Origin of the sequence: Stenotrophomonas sp. ZAC14D2_NAIMI4_6, assembly GCF_003086875.1 — a bacterium.
Classification (GTDB): domain Bacteria; phylum Pseudomonadota; class Gammaproteobacteria; order Xanthomonadales; family Xanthomonadaceae; genus Stenotrophomonas.
In genome coordinates, this window is record NZ_CP025996.1 from 3,785,960 (window position 1) to 3,804,149 (window position 18,190).

The window sequence follows — 18,190 nt, forward strand, 5'->3', positions numbered from 1 at the left end:
GATCAAGGTCGGCCGCTACAGCACCCGACGCATCGCGACCCGCAGATGCATCGGAAACGCCAACGCAGCCTCTTCGGCCATCACGGCCTGCAGGCCGGCGCCCCATTCCGCTTCCGGCACCGTGACGAATCCTTCGCTGGCGTAGAAGGCCGCGTTCCACGGCACATCGCTCAACGTGGTCAGTACCGCTGCCGGATAGCCGTCTGCCCTGGCCATCGCCAATGCGTGGCGCAACAGCGCACGTCCATGGCCCCGGCGCGCGTGCGCGGGATCTACATCCATCTGCAGCACATGGAACTCACCTGCCAGTTCACCGGCCAGCAGGTAACCGGCGATTCCGCCGTCGGCCGCATCCACCACCCACACCTGCCGGCGCCGCAGACCTTCGTGTAGCGCAGGCAGATCCAGGCCATGCCCGGCAAACACCTGATAGGCATCATGGCCCTTCAGCAGCTCGCCGGCGCGCTGTTCGATGCCTGGCAGCACGCCGAGCTCATCGGCGTGCGGCACACGTGGCTCAGGACTTCTTGATCGGGCGCTTCCAGCCATCGATGGTTTCCTGTCGTGCGCGCGCCAGGGTCAGCTTGCCATCGGGTGCGGTGCGGGTGATGACCGAGCCCGCCGCAATGGTGGCGCCCTCGCCGATCAGCACCGGCGCCACCAGCGCACTGTTGGAACCGATGAAGGCGTTGTCGCCGATGGTCGTGGTCGACTTGTTCACCCCGTCATAGTTGCAGGTGATGGTGCCGGCGCCGATGTTCACCTTGCTGCCGATCACCGCATCGCCCAGGTAGGTCAGGTGGTTGGCCTTGCTGCCCACGCCCAGGGTGACTTTCTTGGTTTCCACGAAGTTGCCCACGTGCACGCCGTCGGCCAGCACCGTGCCCGGGCGCAGCCGCGCGAACGGGCCGATCTGTGCGGCGCCTTCGCTCACCACGCCTTCCAGATCGCAGTGCGCGCGCACTTCGGTGCCCGGCCCAAGCGTCACGTCCTTCAAGCGGGTGAACGGCCCGATGCTTACGCCATCGGCCAGCACCACGGTGCCTTCCAGGATCACGTCCACGTCGATCTGCACGTCGCTGCCCACGGTCACCTGGCCGCGTACATCCACGCGCGCCGGGTCGAGCACGCGCGCGCCCTGGGTGCACAGGGCGCGCACCGCGCGGCGCTGCCACGCACGTTCCAGCTGCGAAAGCTGCCAGGGATCGTTCGCGCCTTCGGCTTCCTGGGCGTCGGCCACCAGGGCCATCTCCGCCGGGGTGAACTCATGGGCGGCGAAGGCGAACACATCGGTCAGGTAGTACTCGCCCTGCGCGTTGCGGTTGGACAGCTGCGACAGCCAGCGCCGCAGCGCGGTCGATTCGGCGGTGATGATGCCGGTGTTGATGATGCGGATGCGGCGCTGCTCGTCATCGGCATCCTTCTGTTCGACGATGGCGCCGACCTTGCCCTCGGCATCGCGCAGGATGCGGCCGTAGCCGGTCGGGTCGTCCATCTCGGCCACCAGCACCGCCAGGCGGCCCGGCTGCGCCAGCAGGTCACGCAGGGTCTGCGCGCGGATCAGCGGCACATCGCCGTACAGCACCAGCACCTGCGCGGCGTCGGGCACTTCGGGCATGGCCTGGGCCACGGCGTGGCCGGTGCCCAGCTGCTGCGCCTGTTCGGCCCACAGCAGGTCCGGCTGGCCGGCGAAGCGCTGGCGGACCGCATCGCCACCATGACCGTAGACCACGTGGATCGCCGCCGGCTGCAGTTCGCGCGCGGTGGCGATCACATGCGCCAGCATCGGCTGCCCGGCGATCGGCTGCAGCACCTTGGGCAGCACCGACTTCATGCGCTTGCCGGCGCCGGCGGCCAGGATGATCACGTGCAGGGGTTGGGTCATGGGCGGCTATCCGTAGGTCGTTGCCGACGATTCTAGAACGCAGGCCGTTAACATGGGCATCCATTGCCATTGCCGTCCGCCATGAGCCTGTTCCGCCAGGGACGTTCCTACCTTGTTGTCGGCCTGGCCCAGCTGCTGCTGGACTGGCTGCTGTTCGTCGCCTGCACGGCGGCGGGCATGCCGGTGGTGCCGGCCAACGTGGCCGGGCGCGTGGGCGGCATGCTGCTGGGGTTCTGGCTCAACGGGCGCTACACCTTCGCCGATGGCCAGGGCCGCCAGCGGCTGGGGTGGCGCCGGTTCGCGCGCTTCCTGCCGCTGTGGACGCTGGTGACGATCGCCAGCACCCTGCTGGTGGCCGCCGCCGACCATGCGCTGGGCCTGCAGTACGCATGGCTGGCCAAGCCGCTGGTGGAAGGCGGCCTGGCGTGCGTGTCGTTCCTGCTGATGCGGTATGTGGTCTACCGCTGAGGCGGTGCGCGCGATAGTCGACCAACGGTCGACTCTACGCGCCTCGGCCCATTATCCGCACAAACAAAAACGCCGGCACTGGGCCGGCGTTTTCGTGGGTGCTGCGGGTGAACCTCAGTGCTTCAGGTTCTTGCGCAGACGTTCCAGGGCCTGCAGCTGGACCACGGCTTCGGCCAGCTTCTGCTGGGCTTCGGCCACTTCCATCGCTTCACCACGGTTGGCCAGGATGCGCTCGGCTTCTTCCTTGGCCTTGCGGACCGAGGCTTCGTCGATGTCCTGGGCGCGGATGGCCGTGTCGGCCAGCACGGTCACTACCTGCGGCTGCACTTCCAGGATGCCGCCGGAAATGGCGAAATCCAGCTGCTCGCCGTTCGGCGTGGTGACCACGACCTTGCCGGGCTTGAGTCGGGTGATCAGCGGGGCGTGCTTGGGCGCAATGCCCAGCTCGCCCAGCTCACCGGTCGCCACGACCAGGGTCGCTTCGCCACGGAAGATTTCCTGTTCAGCGCTGACGATGTCGCAACGAATGGTGCTCATGATCAGGCCTTCTCAGCCATCTTCTTGGCCTTCTCGACCGCTTCTTCAATGCCGCCGACCATGTAGAACGCCTGCTCCGGCAGGTGGTCGTATTCGCCATCGACGATGGCCTTGAAGCCACGGATGGTGTCCTTCAGCGGCACGTACTTGCCCGGCGAACCGGTGAACACTTCGGCCACGTGGAACGGCTGGCTGAAGAAGCGCTCGATCTTGCGGGCGCGCGACACGGCCTGCTTGTCTTCTTCGGACAGTTCGTCCATGCCCAGGATGGCGATGATGTCCTTCAGTTCCTTGTACTTCTGCAGGGTCTGCTGGACGCGCTGGGCGGTGTCGTAGTGCTCGTGGCCGATGACCAGCGGGTCCATCTGGCGGCTGGTGGAATCCAGCGGATCGACGGCCGGGTAGATACCCAGCGAGGCGATCGAACGCGACAGGGTGACGGTCGAGTCCAGGTGGGCGAAGGTGGTCGCCGGCGACGGGTCGGTCAAGTCATCGGCGGGCACGTAGACGGCCTGGATCGAGGTGATCGAACCGTTCTTGGTCGAGGTGATGCGTTCCTGCAGAACGCCCATTTCCTCGGCCAGGGTCGGCTGGTAACCCACGGCGGACGGCATACGACCCAGCAGTGCCGACACTTCGGTACCGGCCAGGGTGTAGCGGTAGATGTTGTCGACGAACAGCAGGACGTCCTTACCCTTGCCGTTTTCGTCCTTCTCGTCGCGGAAGTACTCGGCCATGGTCAGGCCGGTCAGGGCGACGCGCAGACGGTTGCCCGGCGGCTCGTTCATCTGGCCGTACACCATCGCCACCTTGTCCAGGACGTTGGAGTCCTTCATTTCGTGGTAGAAGTCGTTGCCCTCACGGGTACGCTCACCCACGCCGGCGAACACGGACAGACCGCTGTGCGCCTTGGCGATGTTGTTGATCAGTTCCATCATGTTGACGGTCTTGCCGACGCCGGCGCCGCCGAACAGGCCGACCTTGCCGCCCTTGGCGAACGGGCACATCAGGTCGATGACCTTGATGCCGGTTTCCAGCAGTTCGGTGGCCGGGCTCTGGTCTTCGTACGACGGGGCTGCACGGTGGATTTCCCAGCTGTCGCTGGCGGCCACCGGGCCGGCTTCGTCGATCGGACGGCCCAGCACGTCCATGATGCGGCCCAGGGTGCCAGCGCCGACCGGCACGGAGATGCCGCGGTCGGTGTTGGTGGCCACCAGGTTGCGCTTCAGGCCATCGGTGGAACCGAGGGCGATGGTACGCACCACGCCGTCGCCCAGCTGCTGCTGGACTTCGAGGGTGATTTCGGTGTTGTCGACCTTCAGTGCGTCATACACCTTCGGCACCGACTCACGCGGGAATTCGACGTCGACGACCGCGCCGATGATCTGAACGATCTTGCCCTGACTCATTGCTGCATCCTCTAAATGTGTGCTTTGAACGAACGCGGTCAGACTGCTGCCGCGCCGCCGACGATTTCGGAGATTTCCTGGGTGATCGCTGCCTGGCGCGCCTTGTTGTAGACGAGCTGCAGTTCGCCGATCAGCTTGTTGGCGTTGTCGCTCGCCGCCTTCATCGCGACCATGCGTGCGGCATGTTCGGAGGCGACGTTTTCCAGCAGTGCCTGGTACACCAGCGATTCGATGTAACGCGTCATCACGTGCTCCAGCACGGTCGCGGCATCGGGTTCGTACAGGTAGTCCCAGTCGTGGTGAGCGACCTGCTTTTCAGCCGGCGGCAGCGGCAGCAGCTGATCGAAGCTGGCCTTCTGCGTCATGGTGTTCACGAAGCGGTTGTAGACCAGGTACACGCGGTCGACCTTGCCTTCGGTGAAGGCGTCGAGCATGACCTTGATCACACCGATCAGCGATTCCAGCTTCGGCACGTCGCCGATGTGGGTCACGCTGCCGACCATGTTGACCTTCACGCGGCGGAAGAAGGTCGATGCCTTCTGGCCGATGGTCACCAGGTCCACTTCGGCACCCTTGTCCTGCCATGCCTTGGCTTCGCCCAGCATCTTGCGGAACAGGTTGTTGTTCAGGCCGCCAGCCAGGCCGCGATCGGAGGAGATCACGATGAACCCGACCCGCTTGACCTGCTCACGCTCGACCAGGAACGGATGCTGGTAATCGGTGCTGGCCTGGGCCAGGTGGCCGATCACCTGCTTCATCGCCTGCGCGTACGGACGCGAGGTCTTCATCCGATCCTGCGCCTTGCGGATCTTGGAGGCCGAGACCATTTCCAGGGCGCGCGTCACCTTGCGGGTGTTCTGCACGCTCTTGATCTTGGTTTTGATTTCGCGTCCGCTTGCCATCTCTTGTTTCCCGTGGCGCGGGGCTGCTGCCCCGCGTTGTTCAACCGTTTGTCATCTGGTCCAGCGGAGCATGGCTCCGCTCTACAGGACCGCGATTACCAGCTGCCGGTGGTCTTGAACTCGGCGATGCCCTTCTTGAAGGCACCTTCGATGTCGTTGTCCCAGCCGCCGGTGGCGTTGACCTTGCTGACCAGTTCGCCCTGGGTGTTGGCGAAGTGGGCGTGCAGGCCTTCTTCGAACGCCAGCAGCTTGTTGACCGGCACGTCGTCCAGGTAGCCCTCGTTGACGGCGTAGATCGACAGCGCCTGGTTGGCGATGGACATCGGCGCGTACTGCTTCTGCTTCATCAGCTCGGTCACGCGCTGGCCGCGCTCCAGCTGCTTGCGGGTCGCTTCGTCCAGGTCCGAGGCGAACTGCGCGAACGCAGCCAGTTCACGGTACTGGGCCAGCGAGATACGGATGCCGCCCGACAGCTTCTTGATGATCTTGGTCTGGGCCGAGCCACCGACGCGCGACACCGAGATACCGGCGTTCACGGCCGGGCGGATGCCGGCGTTGAACAGGTCGGTTTCCAGGAAGATCTGGCCGTCGGTGATCGAGATCACGTTGGTCGGAACGAAGGCGGACACGTCGCCGGCCTGGGTTTCGATGATCGGCAGCGCGGTCAGCGAACCGGTCTTGCCGGTGACCTTGCCTTCGGTGAACTTCTCGACGTATTCCTCGGACACGCGGGCAGCGCGTTCCAGCAGGCGCGAGTGCAGGTAGAACACGTCACCCGGGTAGGCTTCACGGCCCGGCGGGCGCTTCAGCAGCAGCGAGATCTGGCGGTAGGCCACGGCCTGCTTGGACAGATCGTCGTACACGATCAGCGCGTCTTCGCCGCGGTCCATGAAGTACTCACCCATGGTGCAGCCCGAGTAGGCGCTGATGTACTGCATGGCAGCCGATTCGGAAGCGGTAGCGGCAACCACGATGGTGTGGGCCAGCGCGCCGTTCTCTTCCAGCTTGCGCACGATGTTGGCGATGGTCGAAGCCTTCTGGCCGATCGCAACGTACACGCACTTGATGCCGGTGCCCTTCTGGTTGATCACCGCATCGATGGCCATGGCGGTCTTGCCGGTCTGGCGGTCGCCGATGATCAGCTCGCGCTGGCCACGGCCGATCGGGATCATCGAGTCGACCGACTTGTAACCGGTCTGCACCGGCTGGTCGACCGACTTGCGCCAGATCACGCCCGGAGCAACGCGCTCCACCGGGGCGGTGACGTCGGTGCCCAGCGGGCCCTTGCCGTCGATCGGTTCGCCCAGGGCGTTCACCACGCGGCCCAGCAGTTCCGGACCGACCGGCACTTCCAGGATGCGACCGGTGGTCTTGGCGACGTCGCCTTCGCGCAGGTTCTCGTAGTCACCCAGGACCACGGCGCCGACCGAGTCGCGCTCCAGGTTCAGGGCCAGGGCGAAGGTGTTGTTCGGCAGTTCGATCATTTCGCCCTGCATCACGTCGGCCAGACCGAAGATGCGCACGATGCCGTCGGACACGCTGGTCACGGTGCCTTCGTTGCGCGATTCCGCGGCCAGCTTGACCTTCTCGATGCGGTTCTTGATCAGTTCGCTGATTTCGGAGGGGTTGAGCGTGGTTGCCATCGTCAAGTCCTAGTGCCGGCAGCGGGGCCGGACGTTAAATGAATTCAGTTAGCGAGCGCGGTCTGCAGACGGGCCAGCTTGCCCTTCAGCGAACCATCGATGACCACGTCGCCGGCATCGATCACGGCGCCGCCGATCAGCGAGGCATCCACCGCGGTGGTCACATCGACCTCGCGGTTGAAGCGCTTGCGCAGCGCGACCTTGATCGCGTCCAGCTCGCCGGCCGACAGTTCGGCGGCCGAGGTCACGGTGGCCTTGACCACCTGTTCGGCTTCGGCGCGCAGGGCGTCGTACATGCCGGCGATTTCCGGCAGCAGCGGCAGACGATGCGATTCGGCCAGGATGGCCAGGAAACGCGAGTAGCTTTCGCCGTGGTTCACCGGCGCCAGCAGGGCGACGGCGTCGTCACGACCCAGCTCCGGGTTGGCGAGCAGGGCCGCCACGCGCGGGTCGGCGGCGACGTGGGCGGAGAACGCGAGGGCGTCCGACCACGGCGCGAACGTGCCTTCGTCGCGCGCGGTCGCGAAGGCGGCGCGGGCGTACGGGCGGGCAAGCGTGAGGGCCTGGCTCATCCTTAGATCTCCGAGGCCAGCTCGTCGAGCAGCGCCTTGTGGGCGTTGGCGTCGATTTCGCGCTTGAGCAGCTTTTCGGCACCGGTCACGGCCAGCGCGGACACCTGCTTGCGCAGATCTTCACGGGCACGGTTGGCGGCGGCGTCGATTTCAGCCTGGGCCAGTTCCTTCTGACGGGTGGCTTCGGTGATCGCTTCGGTACGGGCAGCGTCGACGATTTGGTTGGCGCGCGCGTGGGCCTGGTCGATGATCTCGTTGGCCTTGGTGCGTGCGTCCTTCAGTGCTTCGTTGACCTTTTCCTGCGCCTGGGCCAGATCTTTCTGGCTGCGGTCGGCAGCGGCGAGGCCTTCAGCAATCTTCTGCTGGCGCTCTTCGATCGCGTTCATCAGCGGCGGCCAGATCTTGGTCGCGATGATCCAGATCAGACCAGCGAAGGCGAGCGCCTGCGCAAGAAGGGTGAAATTGATATTCATGGTTAGCTCGATCGCTGGTTTCGGGGTGGATGCGCCGCCGGAGCGGCGCACCCGGACCTTCATCCGAAACCGGGTGCATCAGCACCCGGTCGTCTCAAACCGCTGTATCAGCCGGCCAGAGCCTTGGTGACGGCGCCAGCGAAGGCGGCCGACAGCGGGTTGGCGAAGGCCAGCAGCAGGCCGACGGCGACCGAGATGATGAACGCGGCGTCGATCAGGCCGGCGGTGATGAACATGCGGACCTGCAGGACCGGGATCAGTTCCGGCTGGCGGGCGGCCGACTCCAGGAACTTACCAGCCATGATGGCCAGACCCAGACCGGCGCCCAGCGCGGCCAGGCCGATCATGATGCCGACGGCAAGGGCGGTGGAGCTCTGAATCTGCGCGAAGTTGGTCAGGACGGCGAAGTACATGGTTATCTCCAGGAACTAAGTTGCTAAGGGTGATGAAACGGATGAAGGTTGAAACGCGTTGAAGCTTGGAACTTTAGTGAGCGTCTTCCGACAGGCTCAGGTACACGATCGACAGCATCATGAAGATGAAGGCCTGCAGCGGGATCACCAGCAGGTGGAACAGCATCCAGCCAAGGCCGAACGCACCACCGGCAATGGCACCGAAGAAACCGGCACCACCCAGCACCCAGATCAGCAGGAACACGATTTCGCCGCCGAACATGTTGCCGAACAGTCGCATCGCCAGCGAGATCGGCTTGCTCAGCCACTCGACGATGTTGAGGATCAGGTTGAACGGCATCATCCACTTGCCGAACGGCGCCGTCAGGAATTCCTTGATGAAACCGCCCAGGCCCTTCGCACGCAGGGCGAAGAACAGCATCAGGAAGAACACGCTGAAGGCCATGCCCAGGGTGGCGTTGACGTCAGCGGTCGGCACCGGCTTCCAGTAGTGGATACCGGCCATTTCCAGCGGCTTGGCGATGAAATCGGCCGGGATCATCTTCAGCAGATTCATCAGCAGAATCCAGAAGAAGATGGTGATGGCGATCGGCGTGACCAGCTTGCTCTTGCCGTGGTAGGTGTCCTTGGCCTGGCGGTCGACGAACTCCAGGCAGATTTCCACGAAGGCCTGCCACTTGCCCGGCACGCCGGCGGTGGCCTTGCGGGTGCCCAGCCAGAACGCGACCACGATCACCAGGCCCATCAGGACCGCGGTGAGGAACGTATCGACGTGGATGTGCCAGAACATCCCTTCGCCGTTACCGACCGGGGCGGTCAGGTTCTGCAGGTGATGCTGGATGTAGCTGGTAGGGGTTAGAGCCTCGCCCGCCATGTGTCCGGAACCTTCGTTAATTGAATTTTTTGTCAACGCCTGGCCATGGCCAGGACCTGGAACATCAAACCGACGGCGATACCGGCCAGCAGCGCCAATGCAGGCAGCTTGAAGACCAGGAACCCCACCAGCAGGACGCCGAAAACCACGACCCACTTGGCGACAATCGCGACAATCAGCCGCGCCATCGCCGAACCCGCAGCCACCGCCCCACCACTGAGCGCCATCCGTGCCGCGACCCAGCCACCGGCCGAGATCGCCACCCCGGACGCCAGGGCGCCAAGGGCGTACTTCGGCCCTACCAGGAGGAAGGCCAGAGCCAGCACAGCGACTGCAGCCAGCGGGTAGACCGCGGCGCGCAGCATCAGTCGCCGACCCGCTTCAACGGAGTTCAGCACAGGACGTCCCACGTGGTTACAAGTGAATGGCTGAGGCCGCGAAAACAGGGGGTGCCTCATCGAGCCGCCAAATTATAGCAATGGGACAATTTGCGAGACAACCGCTGCCTGTTCATCCCGGAAGCCGCAAGTTGCGGGAACGGCAGGTTTTTTACGGCCCAGCAGGGGGACAATGGCGTCCGCCGCATGCTGCAGCGCAGCGCATTGAACTTTGGTCGCACGGCCGGGAACTTTCCCGCACGCCTGCAGTCTGACCTTTCGACCTGCCTGCTGCACTTCCTCGTCGATGCTCCGCCCAGCAGGTCCCAGGATGGCCCCGAAGCGCGCTCCGGGGCCATCTTCTTTGCAACGTCATGACCGCGCTGAACCGTCCACGCAACGTGGACCATACGTTCACGTAGGGTGGACGCGCGCGTCCGGCACAGTGGCTTTCATCCCGAATGAACCACCGCAAGGACTCTCTGATGCGCTCCGTACCCACCCTGCTCGCCCTCTCGCTGCTCGCCGCTGGCGCTTCCTTCGCTTCGTCCGCCCAAGCTGCGGAAGGCGATGACCGCTTCGCCCTGCGCCTGGGTGCGATGAACATCGATTCGGACAACACGCTGCGTGGCCAGACCAACGTGGCCGGCCAGGACATCGGCTTCTCCGAGGACTTCAAGCTGGGCGGCAAGGAATGGGAACCGCGCATCGACGGCATGTTCCGCATCAGCGACCGCCAGCGCCTGCTGTTCAACTACTTCAAGTACGACAAGGACCGCCGCGAGACGCTGGGCCAGGACATCACCTTCGGTGACGTCAACGTGCCGGCCGACAGCTTCGTCAAGGCCGAACTGAAGTACCAGGTGGCCAGCCTGGTGTACGACTACTCGGTGGTGGACACCGAGAAGTTCGACCTGGGCCTGCAGCTGGGTGCCGAGTACGCCAAGGTCAGCACCAAGGGCTATGCCGATCTGGGCACCGTGTATGAAGGCCAGTTCCTGGACGAGAAGGCCGACGGTGTGGCGCCGGTGGTCGGTGCGCGACTGAGCTTCACCCCGTCGGAAAAGTGGATGATCACCCTGCAGGGCCAGTACCTGAACACCCGCTGGGGCAGCTTCGACGACTACAAGGGCGACCTGAGCCGCGCCAATGCCATCGTTGATTACCGCTTCACCGACAACTTCGGCGTGTTCGCCGGCTACGACTGGTTCAAGCTGGACGTGGACCAGAAGGGCAGCGACGGCACCATCGGCCTGAAGCAGGAATTCAAGGGCCCGGTGGCCGGCATCAGCGTCAGCTTCTAAGCGTTACCGCGCTCTCTCTCTCCAACGCGGCACCCGGGCAACCAGGCGCCGCGTTTTTTTGTGTTCCCGTGTAGAACGCGTGGCTGATGGTGTGTCGGGCGCGGGCTGTGGAGGGCGCGGCTTTCTGTCCGCCGAAAGCCGAGCCGCGTCGCGGGTGGCAGGCATTCGGGCAAGTTCAAGGAGGAGGCTGGCGCCGCCAGGCGGCGGCCGGGGGACATTTGCCGGAATGCCTGCCACCCGCGGCGCGGCCCCGACCCTCGCCACAGCAGCAACCGAAGCCCCACGCATGCTTCAGGCAACAAAAAACCCGGCTTTCGCCGGGTTTTTGTTTACAGCGCGCGAGCGCGTTACTTCTTCTTCGGCATGTACAGATCGGTGATGGTGCCGTCGTAGATTTCCGAGGCCATTGCCACCGATTCGCTCAGCGTCGGGTGCGCGTGGATGGTGTGGCCGATGTCTTCGGCTTCGGCACCCATTTCGATGGCCAGGCCGATTTCGGCCAGCAGGTCACCGGCATGCACGCCGACGATGGCACCACCGATGATGCGGTGGGTCTCTTCGTCGAAGATCAGTTTGGTGAAGCCTTCGGTACGGCCGATGCCGATCGCGCGGCCGCTGGCGGCCCACGGGAACTTGGCCACGCCAACCTTCAGGCCCTTTGCCTTGGCTTCGGTCTCGGTCACGCCCACCCAGGCAATTTCCGGGTTGGTGTAGGCCACCGACGGGATCACCCGGGCAACCCATTCCTTCTTGTGGCCGGCAGCCACTTCGGCGGCCAGCTTGCCCTCGTGCGTGGCCTTGTGGGCCAGCATCGGGTTGCCGACGATATCGCCGATGGCAAAGATGTGCGGCACGTTGGTGCGCATCTGCCGGTCGACCGGAATGAAGCCGCGATCGGTGACCTGCACGCCGGCCTTTTCAGCATCGATCTTCTTGCCGTTCGGCGAGCGGCCCACGGCCACCAGCACGCGGTCGAAGGTGCCCTGCGCCAATGCCGGCGCCTGGCCTTCCTCGGCGGCCTCGAAGGTGACGGTGATGCCCTTGGCATCGGCGGTGACGCCGGACGCCTTGGTCTTCAGGTGCACTTCAATGCCCTGCTTCTTCAGGCGGTCGGCCAGCGGCTTGACCAGGTCCTTGTCGGCGCCCGGCATCAGCTGGTCCATGAACTCGACCACGGTGACCTTGCTGCCCAGCGCGCCATACACGGTGGCCATTTCCAGGCCGATGATGCCGCCGCCGACAACCAGCAGCGAGCCCGGCACTTCGGCCAGCTCCAGCGCGTCGGTGGAATCCATCACGCGCTTGTCGTCCCACGGGAAGTTCGGCAGCTTCACCGCCTGCGAACCGGCGGCGATGATGCACTTCTGGAAGCGCAGCAGCTGGGTGCTGCCGTCAGCGGCGGTGATTTCCAGCTCGTTGGCGGAAACGAACTTACCCACGCCCTGCACGCTGCGGACCTTGCGCTGCTTGGCCATGCCGGCCAGGCCCTTGGTCAGCTGGTTGACGACCTTTTCCTTGTACTGGCGCAGCTTGTCCAGAGTGATGGTCGGCTTGCCGAACTCGACGCCGAAATCACCGGCATGGGCCACTTCGTCGATGACCGCAGCGGCGTGCAGCAGCGCCTTGGACGGAATGCAGCCCACGTTGAGGCAGACGCCGCCGAGGCTGGCGTAACGCTCCACCAGCACCGTGTCCAGGCCGACGTCGGCGGCGCGGAAGGCGGCGGTGTAGCCGCCCGGGCCCGAGCCCAGCACGACCATTTCGCATTCGATGTCGGCCGGCTTGCCGCTGGACAGCGCCGGCTTCGGTGCCGCCGGCTCGGCCGGGGCGCGGTGCGACGGGGTCACCGGCGGCTTGCTGGCCGGGGCGGCCGCAGCCGGGGCCGGCGCGGCGGCCTTGGCCGGGGCTTGGGCGGCGCCTTCAGCGTCCAGCAGCACGACCACGGCGCCTTCGGACAGCGTGTCGCCCAGCTTGACCTTGATTTCCTTGACCACACCGGCGGCCGACGACGGCACTTCCAGGGTGGCCTTGTCCGATTCCAGGGTCACCAGGCCCTGGTCCTTCTTCACCGTGTCGCCGACGGCGACCAACACTTCGATCACCGGCACATCGCTGTAATCGCCGATGTCGGGAACCTTGACTTCAATCGTGGCCATGGTGGTTTTCCTCGTGCCCGGCCGGGCGGGCCGGCGGGCTGTCACTGCATCTGTTCACGCGGCCGCGCCAGGGGCAGCGGCCGCACGGTGGGGGCGAAGCGCGGCCTTACAGCAGCACGCGGCGCATGTCGGCCAGTACCTGCGACAGGTACGTGGTGAAGCGTGCGGCCAGGGCGCCATCGATGACGCGGTGGTCGTAGCTCAGCGACAGCGGCAGCATCAGCTTCGGCGCGAATTCCTTGCCATTCCAGACCGGCTGGATGGAGGACTTGGACACGCCCAGGATGGCCACTTCCGGTGCATTGACGATCGGGGTGAACGCGGTGCCACCGATGCCGCCCAGCGAGCTGATCGAGAAGCAGCCGCCACTCATGTCGGCCGGGCCCAGCTTGCCGTCGCGCGCCTTCTTGGCCAGTTCGCCGGTTTCCTGCGCGATCTGCACCACGCCCTTCTTGTCCACGTCGCGGATGACCGGCACGACCAGGCCGTTCGGCGTATCGGCGGCAAAGCCGATGTGGAAGTACTTCTTCAGGGTCAGGTTTTCACCGCTGGCATCGAGCGAAGCGTTGAATTCCGGGAACTTCTTCAGTGCCGCGGCGCTGGCCTTGATCAGGAAGGCGAGCATGGTCAGCTTGATGCCGGCCTTCTCGTTTTCCTTGTTCAGCGCCACGCGCAGGCCTTCCAGGTCGGTGATGTCGGCCTGTTCGAACTGGGTGACGTGCGGGATCATGGCCCAGTTGCGGGCCAGGTTCGCGCCGGAGATCTTCTTGATGCGCGACAGCGGCTGCACTTCGGTTTCGCCGAACTTGCTGAAGTCGACCTTCGGCCACGGCAGCAGGTTCAGGCCACCACCGGCGGCCACGGCAGCACCGCCGGCAGCCGGCACGCCACCACTGAGCGCGGCCTTGACGAACTTCTGCACGTCACCCTTGGTGATGCGGCCACCCTTTTCGGTGCCGCTGATCTGCAGCAGGTCCACGCCCAGTTCGCGGGCGAACACACGCACGGCCGGGGTGGCATAGGGCACCTTGGCTGGCAGCACGCCATCGGCGTTGAACTGCACCGGCGGGCTGGACGGCGCGCCCGCAGACGGGGCGGCGGCGGCCGGCGCCGGGGCGCTGACCTGGGCCGGGGCCGGGGCGGCGGCCGGCGCGGCAGCCACCGGGGCCGGGGCAGCAGCGGCGGCACCTTCTGCTTCGATGATGGCAACCACGGCACCCTGCGACAGGGTGTCGCCGACCTTGACCTTCAGTTCCTTGACCACGCCCGCCACCGAGGACGGCACTTCCATGGTGGCCTTGTCGCTTTCCAGCGTGACCAGGCCCTGGTCCTTCTTCACCGTGTCGCCCACGGCGACCAGCACTTCAATGACCGGGATGTCGGTGTAATCGCCGATGTCCGGCACCAGGGCTTCCACCGCACCGCCACTGGCGGCCGGGGCAGCCGCGGCCGGGGCCGGCGCGCTCTGGGTGGCGGCAGCCGGGGCAGCGGCCTTGGCCGGAGCCGGCGCAGCAGCGGCGGGCTTGGCGGCTTCGCCTTCGGCCACTTCGATCAGCGCCACGACCTTGCCCTCGGACAGGTTGTCGCCGACCTTGACCTTGATTTCCTTGACCACACCGGCGACCGAGGACGGGACTTCCATCGTGGCCTTGTCGCTTTCCAGCGTGACCAGGCCCTGGTCCTTCTTGACCGTATCGCCGACGGCGACAAGCACCTCGATTACCGGGATATCGCTGTAGTCACCGATATCGGGGACAAGTGCTTCCTTGATTTCGGCCATGGGGATAACTCCGGCAATCTGGTGTAGGGAAACGTCTATTGTGCGGCCAGCGGGGGCCAGCGCCAACCGTTACAGGTGTTTTCAGTACGCACGCCACCGGGACACGCTGTTGCCACGGGCCTGCGCGGCCTTCCAGTGGGTAGCGTATTGTCCCGTCGATGTCCGCTTCATGTCGCCCGTGCGTCGGCCACCGGCTGCCAGGCCTGACGCAGGCGGGGCAAGGACCAGGCGGCATTGGCCGGGCTGGTGGAAGGCAAGGCCAGCACCGGCGGCGGCGCCACCAGCTGCGGCAGCACCCAGCGCCGGAAGGCCTGCGCGGCGGCGGCACCGTTACAGCCGATCAGCACCAGCGACGGCAGGCCGGCAATCAACGCGGGCAGCGCATTGGGCACTTCGCTGCCACGCACGATGTCCGCATCCAGGCTGCCGCGCCGCTGGCATTGGCCGATCACATCCCACAGCCCCACCCGCGCAGCGGCCAGCGCGTGCAGGCGCTGCGCGTAGGGCAGGTCCGCATCGAAACCGCACAGCGCGCCCAACAGCGGCCAGAAGCGATTGCGCGGATGCGCGTAGTACTGCTGTTCCTGCAGCGATGCCACGCCCGGCATCGAACCCAGCAACAACACGCGACAGTCGTCGTTCACCTGCGCAGGAAAGCCGATGCACAGGTGTTCGACACTCACATCATCTACAACAGCATGAACATCACGCTGCATCAAAAACCCCTTTGAAACAGCGCTTTCGCGCTGCTCGCTGAACAAGGACAACCATTTTTTAACGCGCGTCGGATTCGATTCATGTTGGGGCGACTACGGTGTGCTCGCCCCGCAACCGGGGGCCCAAAACAAGAAACATCAGGAGATTCCCCCATGCGCTCCATCCGTATTCTGAGCCTCGCCCTGCTGACTTCCGCCGCCTTTGCGCCGGCCGCTTTCGCCCAGGACAGCAGCAGCACCGACACCGCCTCGGGCAAGCATTTTGCCGTGGTTGGCGGGGTGACGCTGCTGCAGCCGAAGAACGATCCGATCGAAGGCGTGAAGAAGGTCGATGGTGGCCCGGCGCCGACCGTCAGCTTCAGCTACTACGTCAACGACAACTGGGCCGTTGAACTGTGGGGCGCTGCCGACAAGTTCGACCACCGCGTGAAGGGTCCGGGCAATGCCCGCCTGGGCAGCGTCGAGCAGCAGCCGGTCGCACTGAGCGGCCAGTACCACTTCGGCCAGGCTGACAACGTGTTCCGTCCGTTCGTGGGCGTGGGCTACTTCCAGTCGGCATTCAGCAATGAATCGCTGTCCGATGGCAGCACCTCGGACATCCGCCTGAAGGATGCCAAGGGCGTGATCGGTACCGTCGGCGTGGACATGAACATCAATTCCACCTGGTTCGCCCGTGCCGACGCGCGCTACATGCGCTCGCGCCCGGACGTGAAGATCGATGGCGTGAAGGTGGGTGAAGCCAAGATCGACCCGTGGACCGTGGGCTTCGGTATCGGTGCCCGCTTCTAAGCACGTACCCGCTTCACTGCAGTAACGCGACGGGCCCTGCGGGGCCCGTCGTCGTTTCCGTCACCCGCATTCGGTAGAGTCGAGCTTGCTCGACTGCCCTGTTCGGTAGAGTCGAGCTTGCTCGACTGTTTCTCCAGCAGTCGAGCAAGCTCGACTCTACGCGGGAGTCAGTCGAGCAAGCTCGACTCTACCTGGACACACGGGAGCCCCATGCACGAGGTAGACCTGCTGGTAATCGGCGGCGGCATCAACGGTGCCGGCATCGCCCGTGATGCCAGCGGCCGTGGCCTGCGCGTGCTGCTGTGCGAACAGCACGATCTGGCCGCGCACACTTCCAGCGCCAGCAGCAAGCTGATCCACGGTGGCCTGCGCTACCTGGAACAGGGCGAATTCGCGCTGGTGCGCAAGGCCTTGAGCGAACGCGAGATCGTCCGCCGGCAGGCCCCTTTCCTGGTGCAGCCACTGCGCTTCGTGCTGCCGTGGGAACCGCACCTGCGGCCGCGCTGGATGCTGCGGCTGGGCCTGTGGCTGTACGACCATCTGGGCCAGCGCAGCCCGTCCTTTCCCGCCGCCACCGCAGTGGACCTGCAGGCCGACCCGATCGGCGCCCTGCTGCAACCGCATCTGCACCACGGTTTCAGCTACGCCGACGCACAGGTGGATGATGCGCGCCTGGTGCTGCTCAATGCACTCGATGCCGCCGGCCGCGGCGCACGCATCCTGACCGGCACCCGCTGCCTGCAGGTGCAGCAGCACGGCACGCATTGGCAGGCGCAGCTGCAGACCGCCGCCGAACCGCCCTTCGCCGTGCACGCCCGGGCGGTGGTGAACGCCGCCGGCCCGTGGGCGGGCAGCCTGCTGCAGCAGATGCACGGGGACAGTGGCGCCCCAGCGCTGCGCCTGGTGCAGGGCAGCCACATCGTGCTGCGCCGGCCCTGGCCCAGCCACAGCGCCTGCCTGCTGCAGCAGCCCGATGGCCGCGTGGTGTTCCTGCTGCCCTTTGCCAGCGACCATCTGCTGGTCGGCACCACCGATACCGACTATCGCGGCGACCCGGCACGCTGCATGGTGCTGCCTGAAGAAATCGACTACCTGTGCGCTGCAGCCAGCCGCTACCTGCGCGATGCGGTCACGCCATCGCAGGTGGTCTGGCAGTTCGCCGGCGTGCGCCCTCTGCTGGCCGACCCGGACCCGCGCGCAGCACGCCTGAGCCGCGACTACCGGCTGCAGCTGCAGGACGACGGCGCGCCCGCGCTGCACGTGCTGGGCGGCAAGCTGACCACCTACCGCGTGCTGGCCGAACAGACGCTGGAGCTGCTGCGCGGCGCGCTGCCGCAGATGGGCCCGGCCTGGACCGCGCACGGCCCCGCCCTGCCCGGCAGCGACTGGGGTGACGCCGCAGATGCCACGGCGCAGCTGCAGCAGCGCGCCCCATGGCTGCCCGCCGACCTGGCGCACCGTTGGGCCCACGCCTACGGCAGCCGCAGCGCCGAACTGCTGGGCGATGCGCGTGACCTGCCTGCGCTGGGCGAAGACTTCGATGCCGGCCTGCATGCACGCGAAGTGGCGTTCCTGCGCGAACACGAATGGGCACGCACTGCAGAAGATGTGCTGTGGCGCAGGAGCAAGCTCGGCCTGCGCCTGGATGCAGCGCAGGCAGCGCACCTGCAGACCCGGATGCAGGGCCGGTAGAGTCGAGCTTGCTCGACTTCCCGCTTCGTAGAGTCGAGCTTGCTCGACTGCCTGCTTCGTAGAGTCGAGCTTGCTCGACTGCCGTGGAAAGCAGTCGAGCAAGCTCGACTCTACGGCTCCGCGGCAATCCCACGCCACGCCGTCGATTCGATTCTCAGGCAATCCCGCACACCGCCCCTTCCATCGCGATGCCGTAGGAT

General features: G+C 65.7%; 18 protein-coding genes. 4 read left to right on the top strand and 14 right to left on the bottom strand.

Translation table 11 applies throughout. The annotated features are described in order from the left end of the window. Positions 1-15: 15 nt before the first annotated feature. Both C1933_RS17195 and glmU read right to left on the bottom strand, forming a co-directional pair. Positions 16-549, bottom strand: coding sequence for a GNAT family N-acetyltransferase (locus C1933_RS17195; protein WP_108754235.1), 534 nt, complete (start codon positions 547-549; stop codon positions 16-18). Further along, on the bottom strand, positions 518-1,885 hold the full coding sequence (glmU, locus tag C1933_RS17200) for a bifunctional UDP-N-acetylglucosamine diphosphorylase/glucosamine-1-phosphate N-acetyltransferase GlmU (protein ID WP_108754236.1): 1,368 nt from the start codon (positions 1,883-1,885) through the stop codon (positions 518-520). The genes C1933_RS17195 and glmU overlap by 32 nt, the downstream gene beginning before the upstream one ends. Positions 1,886-1,966: 81 nt before the next feature. On the opposite strand from glmU, the gene C1933_RS17205 reads away from it, so the two are divergent. Next, positions 1,967-2,353, top strand: a complete 387-nt coding sequence (locus C1933_RS17205) for a GtrA family protein (RefSeq protein ID WP_108754237.1) — start codon at positions 1,967-1,969, stop codon at positions 2,351-2,353. Positions 2,354-2,467: 114 nt separating this feature from the next. On the opposite strand, the gene C1933_RS17210 is transcribed toward C1933_RS17205, so the two are convergent. From C1933_RS17210 to C1933_RS17250, 9 genes are all read right to left on the bottom strand, one after another. Continuing rightward, a complete protein-coding gene (locus C1933_RS17210; RefSeq protein WP_005419509.1) occupies positions 2,468-2,890 on the bottom strand; it encodes a F0F1 ATP synthase subunit epsilon in 423 nt (140 codons plus the stop codon). A 2-nt stretch (positions 2,891-2,892) separates the two neighbouring features. Further along, complete coding sequence (gene atpD / locus C1933_RS17215) at positions 2,893-4,299, bottom strand: F0F1 ATP synthase subunit beta (RefSeq protein WP_032129045.1); 1,407 nt, start codon at positions 4,297-4,299, stop codon at positions 2,893-2,895. Between the two features lie 38 nt (positions 4,300-4,337). After that, the gene (gene atpG, locus C1933_RS17220; protein ID WP_049435859.1) at positions 4,338-5,201 is read right to left on the bottom strand and encodes a F0F1 ATP synthase subunit gamma; all 864 of its coding nucleotides are present in this window, start codon (positions 5,199-5,201) and stop codon (positions 4,338-4,340) included. A gap of 95 nt (positions 5,202-5,296) precedes the next feature. Continuing rightward, complete coding sequence (gene atpA, locus C1933_RS17225) at positions 5,297-6,844, bottom strand: F0F1 ATP synthase subunit alpha (protein ID WP_108754238.1); 1,548 nt, start codon at positions 6,842-6,844, stop codon at positions 5,297-5,299. Between the two features lie 44 nt (positions 6,845-6,888). Then, positions 6,889-7,416 carry a F0F1 ATP synthase subunit delta gene (locus tag C1933_RS17230; RefSeq protein WP_108754239.1) on the bottom strand — a complete coding sequence of 176 codons (528 nt, stop codon included), beginning with the start codon at positions 7,414-7,416 and terminating at the stop codon, positions 6,889-6,891. A 2-nt stretch (positions 7,417-7,418) separates the two neighbouring features. Continuing rightward, positions 7,419-7,889, bottom strand: a complete 471-nt coding sequence (locus tag C1933_RS17235) for a F0F1 ATP synthase subunit B (protein WP_108750366.1) — start codon at positions 7,887-7,889, stop codon at positions 7,419-7,421. Between the two features lie 107 nt (positions 7,890-7,996). Then, a complete protein-coding gene (gene atpE, locus C1933_RS17240; RefSeq protein WP_005411133.1) occupies positions 7,997-8,302 on the bottom strand; it encodes a F0F1 ATP synthase subunit C in 306 nt (101 codons plus the stop codon). Between the two features lie 73 nt (positions 8,303-8,375). After that, positions 8,376-9,176 (bottom strand): F0F1 ATP synthase subunit A, encoded by an 801-nt coding sequence (atpB, locus tag C1933_RS17245; RefSeq protein WP_108750365.1) that lies wholly within the window; start codon positions 9,174-9,176, stop codon positions 8,376-8,378. A gap of 32 nt (positions 9,177-9,208) precedes the next feature. Continuing rightward, entirely contained in the window at positions 9,209-9,541 is a 333-nt protein-coding gene (locus C1933_RS17250) for a hypothetical protein (protein WP_057496518.1), read from the bottom strand. 497 nt (positions 9,542-10,038) lie between these two features. Between C1933_RS17250 and C1933_RS17255 the strand changes: the two genes are divergently transcribed. Beyond that, positions 10,039-10,857 carry a hypothetical protein gene (locus tag C1933_RS17255; RefSeq protein ID WP_108754240.1) on the top strand — a complete coding sequence of 273 codons (819 nt, stop codon included), beginning with the start codon at positions 10,039-10,041 and terminating at the stop codon, positions 10,855-10,857. Between the two features lie 347 nt (positions 10,858-11,204). Here the strand turns inward: C1933_RS17255 and lpdA are convergent, their stop codons facing one another. The 3 genes from lpdA to C1933_RS17270 all read right to left on the bottom strand — a co-directional run bounded on the left by lpdA (position 11,205) and on the right by C1933_RS17270 (position 15,509). After that, positions 11,205-13,013, bottom strand: a complete 1,809-nt coding sequence (gene lpdA, locus C1933_RS17260) for a dihydrolipoyl dehydrogenase (protein ID WP_108754241.1) — start codon at positions 13,011-13,013, stop codon at positions 11,205-11,207. Between the two features lie 106 nt (positions 13,014-13,119). Continuing rightward, on the bottom strand, positions 13,120-14,793 hold the full coding sequence (gene aceF / locus C1933_RS17265; RefSeq protein WP_108754242.1) for a dihydrolipoyllysine-residue acetyltransferase: 1,674 nt from the start codon (positions 14,791-14,793) through the stop codon (positions 13,120-13,122). 167 nt (positions 14,794-14,960) lie between these two features. Next, entirely contained in the window at positions 14,961-15,509 is a 549-nt protein-coding gene (locus tag C1933_RS17270) for a DNA-deoxyinosine glycosylase (RefSeq protein ID WP_199911382.1), read from the bottom strand. 153 nt (positions 15,510-15,662) lie between these two features. On the opposite strand from C1933_RS17270, the gene C1933_RS17275 reads away from it, so the two are divergent. Together C1933_RS17275 and glpD are read left to right on the top strand one after the other, a co-directional pair. After that, on the top strand, positions 15,663-16,298 hold the full coding sequence (locus tag C1933_RS17275) for an OmpW family outer membrane protein (RefSeq protein WP_108754244.1): 636 nt from the start codon (positions 15,663-15,665) through the stop codon (positions 16,296-16,298). Positions 16,299-16,508: 210 nt separating this feature from the next. Further along, the gene (gene glpD / locus C1933_RS17280) at positions 16,509-17,990 is read left to right on the top strand and encodes a glycerol-3-phosphate dehydrogenase (RefSeq protein WP_108754245.1); all 1,482 of its coding nucleotides are present in this window, start codon (positions 16,509-16,511) and stop codon (positions 17,988-17,990) included. Positions 17,991-18,190 lie beyond the last annotated feature (200 nt).